The organism is Metabacillus mesotrionivorans, from assembly GCF_052171315.1.
GTDB lineage: Bacteria > Bacillota > Bacilli > Bacillales > Bacillaceae > Bacillus_P.
In genome coordinates this window covers 671,570-678,099 of sequence record NZ_JBQMFF010000002.1, presented here as the reverse complement: position 1 = coordinate 678,099, position 6,530 = coordinate 671,570, and the positions used below count along the sequence as shown (strand labels likewise).

General features: G+C 46.2%; 7 protein-coding genes. All 7 read left to right on the top strand.

Annotated elements, in window-relative coordinates; genetic code table 11:
* Positions 1-47 precede the first annotated feature (47 nt).
* Positions 48-788: a bacillithiol biosynthesis deacetylase BshB1 gene (bshB1, locus tag ACTSEZ_RS08440; RefSeq protein ID WP_369733738.1), complete on the top strand. Its 741-nt coding sequence runs from the start codon at positions 48-50 to the stop codon at positions 786-788.
* The gene (gene bshA / locus ACTSEZ_RS08435) at positions 785-1,930 is read left to right on the top strand and encodes an N-acetyl-alpha-D-glucosaminyl L-malate synthase BshA (RefSeq protein ID WP_369733737.1); all 1,146 of its coding nucleotides are present in this window, start codon (positions 785-787) and stop codon (positions 1,928-1,930) included. The genes bshB1 and bshA overlap by 4 nt, the downstream gene beginning before the upstream one ends.
* A complete protein-coding gene (locus ACTSEZ_RS08430; protein ID WP_369733736.1) occupies positions 1,923-3,122 on the top strand; it encodes a CCA tRNA nucleotidyltransferase in 1,200 nt (399 codons plus the stop codon). Before bshA ends, ACTSEZ_RS08430 begins: the two co-directional genes overlap by 8 nt.
* On the top strand, positions 3,107-4,090 hold the full coding sequence (locus ACTSEZ_RS08425) for a biotin--[acetyl-CoA-carboxylase] ligase (RefSeq protein WP_369733735.1): 984 nt from the start codon (positions 3,107-3,109) through the stop codon (positions 4,088-4,090). The genes ACTSEZ_RS08430 and ACTSEZ_RS08425 overlap by 16 nt, the downstream gene beginning before the upstream one ends.
* A 251-nt stretch (positions 4,091-4,341) precedes the next feature.
* Positions 4,342-5,184 (top strand): 3-methyl-2-oxobutanoate hydroxymethyltransferase, encoded by an 843-nt coding sequence (gene panB / locus ACTSEZ_RS08420; protein WP_369733734.1) that lies wholly within the window; start codon positions 4,342-4,344, stop codon positions 5,182-5,184.
* Positions 5,181-6,023, top strand: a complete 843-nt coding sequence (gene panC, locus ACTSEZ_RS08415) for a pantoate--beta-alanine ligase (protein WP_369733733.1) — start codon at positions 5,181-5,183, stop codon at positions 6,021-6,023. Before panB ends, panC begins: the two co-directional genes overlap by 4 nt.
* A 24-nt stretch (positions 6,024-6,047) precedes the next feature.
* Entirely contained in the window at positions 6,048-6,431 is a 384-nt protein-coding gene (panD, locus tag ACTSEZ_RS08410) for an aspartate 1-decarboxylase (RefSeq protein ID WP_369733732.1), read from the top strand.
* The last annotated feature ends 99 nt before the right edge of the window (positions 6,432-6,530 follow it).

Below are 6,530 nucleotides of genomic sequence, written 5' to 3'. Positions count from 1 at the left end.
GATTCATGGACTGGAGCGCGGTGATTTGAAATGGAGAGCAATAGTAAATGACAAAGAAATTGAAGATGACTATGGAAAAGAATAACCTTGATATCCTTGCATTCGGAGCCCATCCCGATGATGCCGAAATCGGGATGGGGGGAACTCTCGCTAAATACGCAGAGCAGGGGTACAGAGTGGGAATCTGCGATTTAACGGAGGCAGAACTTTCTTCAAACGGAACAGTTGCCCTCAGGAAAAAAGAAGCGCAGCTTGCTTCAGACATACTGGGTCTGCAGGAACGGATTTTCCTTGACCTCCCTGACAGGGGACTTTATATGAACCAACAATACATAGATAAGATCATAACGGTTATCAGGCAGCATAAACCTAAGCTCGTATTTGCACCCTGGTTTCAGGACCGTCATCCTGATCACGGGAATTGTGCAAAGCTTGTAGAGGAAGCAAGCTTTTCTGCAGGTGTAAAAAATGTCCGTGATTCAAAATTACAGGCTCCTCACAGAGTAAGCCGAGTCTATTTTTATATGATCAACGGTTTTCACAAACCTGATTTTGTCGTTGATGTGACCAGTACGATGGAGAAAAAGCGATTGAGTCTGAAAGCGTACGAAAGCCAGTTCGTTAAAGGGGAATCATCCGTTGATACTCCTCTTACGAACGGATACATAGAAAGTGTCGAGAGCCGTGAGCGGCTGTTTGGGAAAGAAGCGGGAGTTACTTATGCAGAGGGATTTTTCTCAAGTTCACCTCTATTGCTTGATAAGGACCTGCTCGGTGAACACCTATGAAAAAGTTGAAAATCGGCATTACCTGCTATCCGTCTGTCGGCGGTTCGGGGGTAGTGGCAACCGAACTTGGAAAAAAACTGGCGGAAGAAGGACACAGTATTCATTTTGTCACAACAAGCAGGCCTTTCAGGCTTGATAAAATGTATCCCAATATCTTTTTTCATGAGGTGGAAGTAAATCAATACTCTGTCTTCAAGCACCCTCCTTATGATCTTGCGCTCGCAAGCAAGATGGCTGAAGTGGCGAAAAGGGAAGAGCTGGACTTGTTTCATGTTCATTATGCGGTGCCCCACGCGATTTGCGCCCATCTCGCAAAACAGATGACAGGTGACCATCTGAAAATCGTTACCACGCTGCACGGAACCGATATTACTGTCCTTGGCCATGATCTGTCCCTGTCCAATATGATCAAGTTCGGCATAGAAGCCTCAGATGCAGTGACGGCCGTGTCAAAGGCACTTGCTGATCAGACGTATGAGCTTCTTCATCCCGAGAAAGACATACAGACCGTTTACAACTTTATCGATGAACGCATTTACAAAAAGAAAGATGTGAATCATCTAAAAGCTGAATATGGCATAGCGGAGGATGAAAAAGTACTGATTCACGTTTCAAACTTCAGGCAGGTAAAAAGGGTGCAGGATGTGGTCAGGGTATTTGCACGCGTTACCAAAGAAGTAAAGTCAAAGCTTCTTCTTGTCGGTGATGGGCCGGAAATGACGTCTGTCTGCAAACTCGTGAAGGAACTCGGCATCAGTGAAAACGTTCTGTTTCTTGGAAAGCAGAATCACCTTGAAGAACTTTATTCCTTAAGTGATGTGAAGCTGCTTCTTTCACAGAAAGAAAGCTTTGGACTTGTCCTTCTTGAAGCGATGGCATGCGGGGTTCCCTGTGTGGCAGCCAATATTGGAGGAATCCCTGAAGTCGTTCAGGACGGCGTTTCCGGATACCTGTGCGATGTAGGGGATATTTCAACTATAGCAGAAAAAACGATTTCGCTGTTAACGGATCATGAACTTCATGAGCGAATGTCAAAGGAATCCGTTAAAATCGCACAGGAAACCTTTCATTCTGCCCATATTGTCAAACAGTATGAAACTCTTTACTATCAACTGCTGGAATCAGGTGAGAAGGGTGAATAGGGAATTTCAGGAGGCGCTTCCAGTTCTGGCAAAGCTGAAAAAACACGGCTTTGAGGCTTATTTTGTCGGCGGTTCTGTCCGCGACCAGCTCCTCGGCAAACCGATTAAAGATGTCGATATCGCCTCATCCGCGACACCGGATCAGGTACAGCAGCTCTTTCACAAAACTATTGATATCGGCTCAGAGCACGGCACGGTAATCGTGATTGAAAACGGGATTCACTACGAAGTCACAACGTTCCGGACAGAATCGGCGTATGAAGATAACCGCAGGCCAAGCGGAGTGACGTTTGTATCCTCATTAAAAGAAGATTTAAAACGTCGTGATTTTACGATCAATGCTATGGCGATGGACGAGAACGGCAGCATCATCGATTATTTTAACGGCAGGGAAGACGTTGAAAAAAAACGGATAGCTACTGTAGGCAGTCCTGAGGAACGATTTTCAGAAGACGCGCTCAGGATGATGAGAGCGGTCCGTTTTGTCAGTCAGCTCGGCTTTTCTCTAAGCGAACGTACACATGAGGCCATTGTTCGTCATGTATCCCTGCTTCAGCATATATCGGCAGAACGCAAAACAGCCGAATTTGAAAAAACGATGGCAGGCTCTGGATGCAGCGAAGGCATGAGGATGATTGCAGAGACGGGCATGAGTGACTACCTTCCTGGCTTAAAAGAAAAGAAGCAGCAGATTCTTCAAGCGGCCGAACTCCCTTTTTACTGCCTGAGTTCGAATGAAGAGCGCTGGACCGCCTTCCTCGACGTCATTGGAATAAGCGGCATTGAAGCTTTTCTGAAAAAATGGAAGCTTTCCAACAGGCAAATTGGGTCCATCAGGCAGAATCTTCTCTTCTTGGAGGAGCGCAGGCAGTCTGACTGGACAAAGGTTAACCTGTACAGGGCAGGCCTGCAGTGTGCGCTGCAGACGGAAGCTGTATTCTGTTTGCTGAGCGGTCTGCCGTTCAGTGAATCAAAGATCCGCGAGATCAAAGAGCGTTATCATTCACTTCCTGTCCATTCAAAGAGGGAGCTTGCAGTGAACGGGAATGATTTGATGGCTATTGAAGGCCGGAATCCCGGACCGTGGCTGAGTGAGTATATGGAAAAAATAGAACTTGCCATAGTTAATGGTCAGGTAGAAAACAGCAAGGAAGCGATTAAGGAGATGTTGAAATCGTGCAATCTGAATTAAGAACGCGATTGCTTCAGGCTTTTTCAGAAGCCGATGGAGAATTTTTATCCGGACAGAAACTGAGTGAGACACTCGGGTGCTCAAGGACAGCTGTCTGGAAGCACATTGAGGACTTGCGAAGCGAGGGCTATCAGCTTGAAGCGGTCCGAAAACGCGGCTACAGAATTACCCGCAAGCCAGATAAGATCAGCGGCAATGAAATACAGCTCGGGCTGAAAACGGAATTCATGGGCAGGCATATCCACTTCGAGGAAGTGGTGGCTTCTACACAAAAGATTGCCCATACTCTGGCAGGCGACGGCGCATTAGAAGGCACTCTTGTAGTAGCCGACCAGCAGACAGAAGGCAGGGGCAGGCTTGCAAGAGCGTGGTATTCCCCGAAACAGACCGGCGTTTGGATGAGCATGATTCTGAAGCCTGAAATTCCGATCAATAAAACCCCGCAGCTGACTTTGCTGACAGCGGTTGCGCTGATTCAGGCCATTGAAGATGTCACGGGACTGACACCTGAAATTAAATGGCCGAATGATATCCTCATTGATGGCAGAAAAGCCGTCGGAATCTTAACGGAGCTGCAGGCTGAAGCTGACAGGGTGCATTCTGTTATTATCGGGGTCGGCATCAATGTGAATCATACGAAGGAGCAATTTCCAGAAGAACTTCAGCATATTGCTACATCTTTAGCTGAAGAGACAGGTCAGCAGATTGACAGGGCAAAGCTGATACAGTCTGTGATGATCCGCTTTGAAAAGCTTTATAAGAGCTATCTCTCGCACGGATTTAAACCTGTCAAGCTTCTTTGGGAAAGCTACGCCATCAGCCTGAATAAAAAACTGATTGCAAGAACCCTGCAGGGAACCCTGCGCGGCAGGGCTGCAGGAATCGATGATGAGGGCGTTCTTCTTCTTGAAACTGATGAAGGGAAGCTTGAAAAAATCTATTCTGCCGATATCGAAATCCAGTCATAAATACTTGGTATCCCCTTTTACTTTCTGGTATAATTCTAGGCGGGCAGTATCCTTTTTCAGGAATTGCACCTGCAAGTAATGAAAACCAGATTTTAATAGTTCTGCCTTGATCCGGAATTCGGACTGGGACAGAGGGATATCAAGCCAGATATGATGAGACCATCAATCCTTCTTCCTATTGGAGAAGGTTTTTTTGCGGTCGGCCATTTGCTGGTTCCGAAATTCCTCTGCATCACATGGGAGGGAAAAAAATGAAAACGAGACTTGATTTTGTCAAAATGAAGCAGGAAAATGAACCGATCGTCATGCTCACAGCATACGATTATCCTTCAGCCAGGCTTGCAGAAGAATCAGGTGTGGACATGATTTTAGTCGGTGACTCACTCGGCATGGTCGTGCTCGGATACGACTCAACTGTGCCTGTTACTGTCGCGGATATGATTCATCACTCGAAAGCTGTCAAAAGAGGGGCGCCTTCCACGTTTATCGTGACTGACATGCCGTTTATGTCCTATCATGTCTCAAAAGAACAGACCCTTAAATATGCAGCGGAGATTATGCAGCAAAGCGGGGCACATGCTCTAAAGCTTGAAGGGGCGGATGGGGTGCTTCAAAATATTGAAGCGCTTACATGTGCAGGAGTGCCGGTAGTTGCCCATCTTGGCCTTACACCGCAGTCAGTAGGAGTGCTTGGAGGATATAAAGTTCAGGCAAAAGATGCAGAAAGCGCGAAAAAATTAATGCATGATGCAAAGCAGTGCGAGGAAGCGGGTGCGATTGCGCTTGTGCTTGAATGTGTACCGCGCCAGCTTGCATCAGAAATTTCAAATACATTATCCATTCCTGTCATCGGAATTGGGGCAGGAGCCTCAACCGACGGACAGATTCTTGTCTACCACGATGTTCTTGGCTACGGAGTTGACAGGGTGCCAAAGTTTGTCAAACAGTACACATCTGCCGGCAGCGAGATGAAGTCCGCTTTGACTGCTTATGTGCAGGAAGTGAAAAAGAGAGAATTTCCTGAAGAAAAACATACATTTACGATGAAAGACGAAGAACTTCAGGCGTTGTACGGGGGTACTGCTGCAAAATGAAAACTGTCACAACCATAAAAGAACTAAAGCAGATTATAAAAAATCATAAAAAAGAAAACCGGACCATTGGCTTCGTTCCAACGATGGGCTATCTTCACGAGGGCCACTTAAGCCTGATGAAAAAAGCACGGGAAGAAAATGATCTGCTTGTCGTCAGCATTTTTGTCAATCCTCTGCAGTTTGGAGAAAATGAGGATTTTGATTCGTATCCCCGGGATATGGAACGGGATTCTAAGCTGACAAAAGGTGAGGGTGCAGACTATTTGTTTGCCCCCTCTGCAGCAGAAATGTATCCTGATGAACCATCTGTTGCAATGAAGGTCGTTAAGCGCACGAATGTCCTCTGCGGGAAATCAAGACCAGGTCATTTTGACGGTGTGGCTGAAATCCTGACCAGACTGTTTCATCTTGTTCAGCCGGACAGGGCATATTTTGGAATGAAGGATGCTCAGCAGGTTGCGGTGATCAGCGGACTGATTGAAGATTTTCATTTTCCTGTTGAGCTTGTTCCGGTTCAAACGGTCAGAGAACCGGACGGACTGGCCAAAAGTTCCCGCAATGTTAATTTGCTTCAAGAAGAAAGAGAACAGGCGCCTGAACTGTATAAAGCCTTGAACGAAGGTGCCCGGCTGCTTGCTTCAGGCCATTCTCCGGAACATGCGGCTGATTTGGTGAAAAAGAGGATTGAAGAAAGAACAACCGGCGAAATTGACTATGTCGAGGTTTATTCCTATCCGGAACTGCAGCCTTTGCAGGAAGCAAAAGGAACCATCATTCTTGCAGCAGCTGTTAAATTCAGCAAGGCAAGATTGATCGATAATATTACGTTACAGCTATAGAGAAAGATTCAGGAGGAGATATTGATGTTCCGCACCATGATGAAGGGTAAAATACACCGTGCAAGGGTGACAGAAGCCAATTTGAATTATGTAGGCAGCATTACGATCGATGAAGATCTGCTCGATGCAGTGGATATGCTTCCAAATGAGAAAGTCCAAATTGTAAATAACAATAATGGAGCCCGCTTTGAAACCTACATTATACCCGGGAAAAGAGGTTCCGGCACAGTTTGTCTGAACGGCGCTGCAGCGAGACTTGTTCAAGAAGGTGATGTTGTGATTATTTTAACTTATGCCATGATGTCAGAAGAAGAAGTCCGCACACACAAGCCGAAGGTTGCCATCATGAATGAAAACAATGAAATCGTGGAGATGCTGGGCCAGGAGCCGGCCTCAACCATCATGTAATGAACAAATAGCACCGATTTCAAAAAAATCCCCCAAAATCTTGGGGGATTTTGCATTATAAGTGGTAAAATAACGATATTGGTTTTTTGGATAGGGCTT

Coding starts and splice junctions, on each gene's coding strand:
- panB (WP_369733734.1), top strand. CDS start 4,342: ATGAAAACGAGACTTGATTTTGTCAAAATGAAGCAGGAAAATGAACCG.
- bshB1 (WP_369733738.1), top strand. CDS start 48: ATGACAAAGAAATTGAAGATGACTATGGAAAAGAATAACCTTGATATC.
- panD (WP_369733732.1), top strand. CDS start 6,048: ATGTTCCGCACCATGATGAAGGGTAAAATACACCGTGCAAGGGTGACA.
- bshA (WP_369733737.1), top strand. CDS start 785: ATGAAAAAGTTGAAAATCGGCATTACCTGCTATCCGTCTGTCGGCGGT.
- panC (WP_369733733.1), top strand. CDS start 5,181: ATGAAAACTGTCACAACCATAAAAGAACTAAAGCAGATTATAAAAAAT.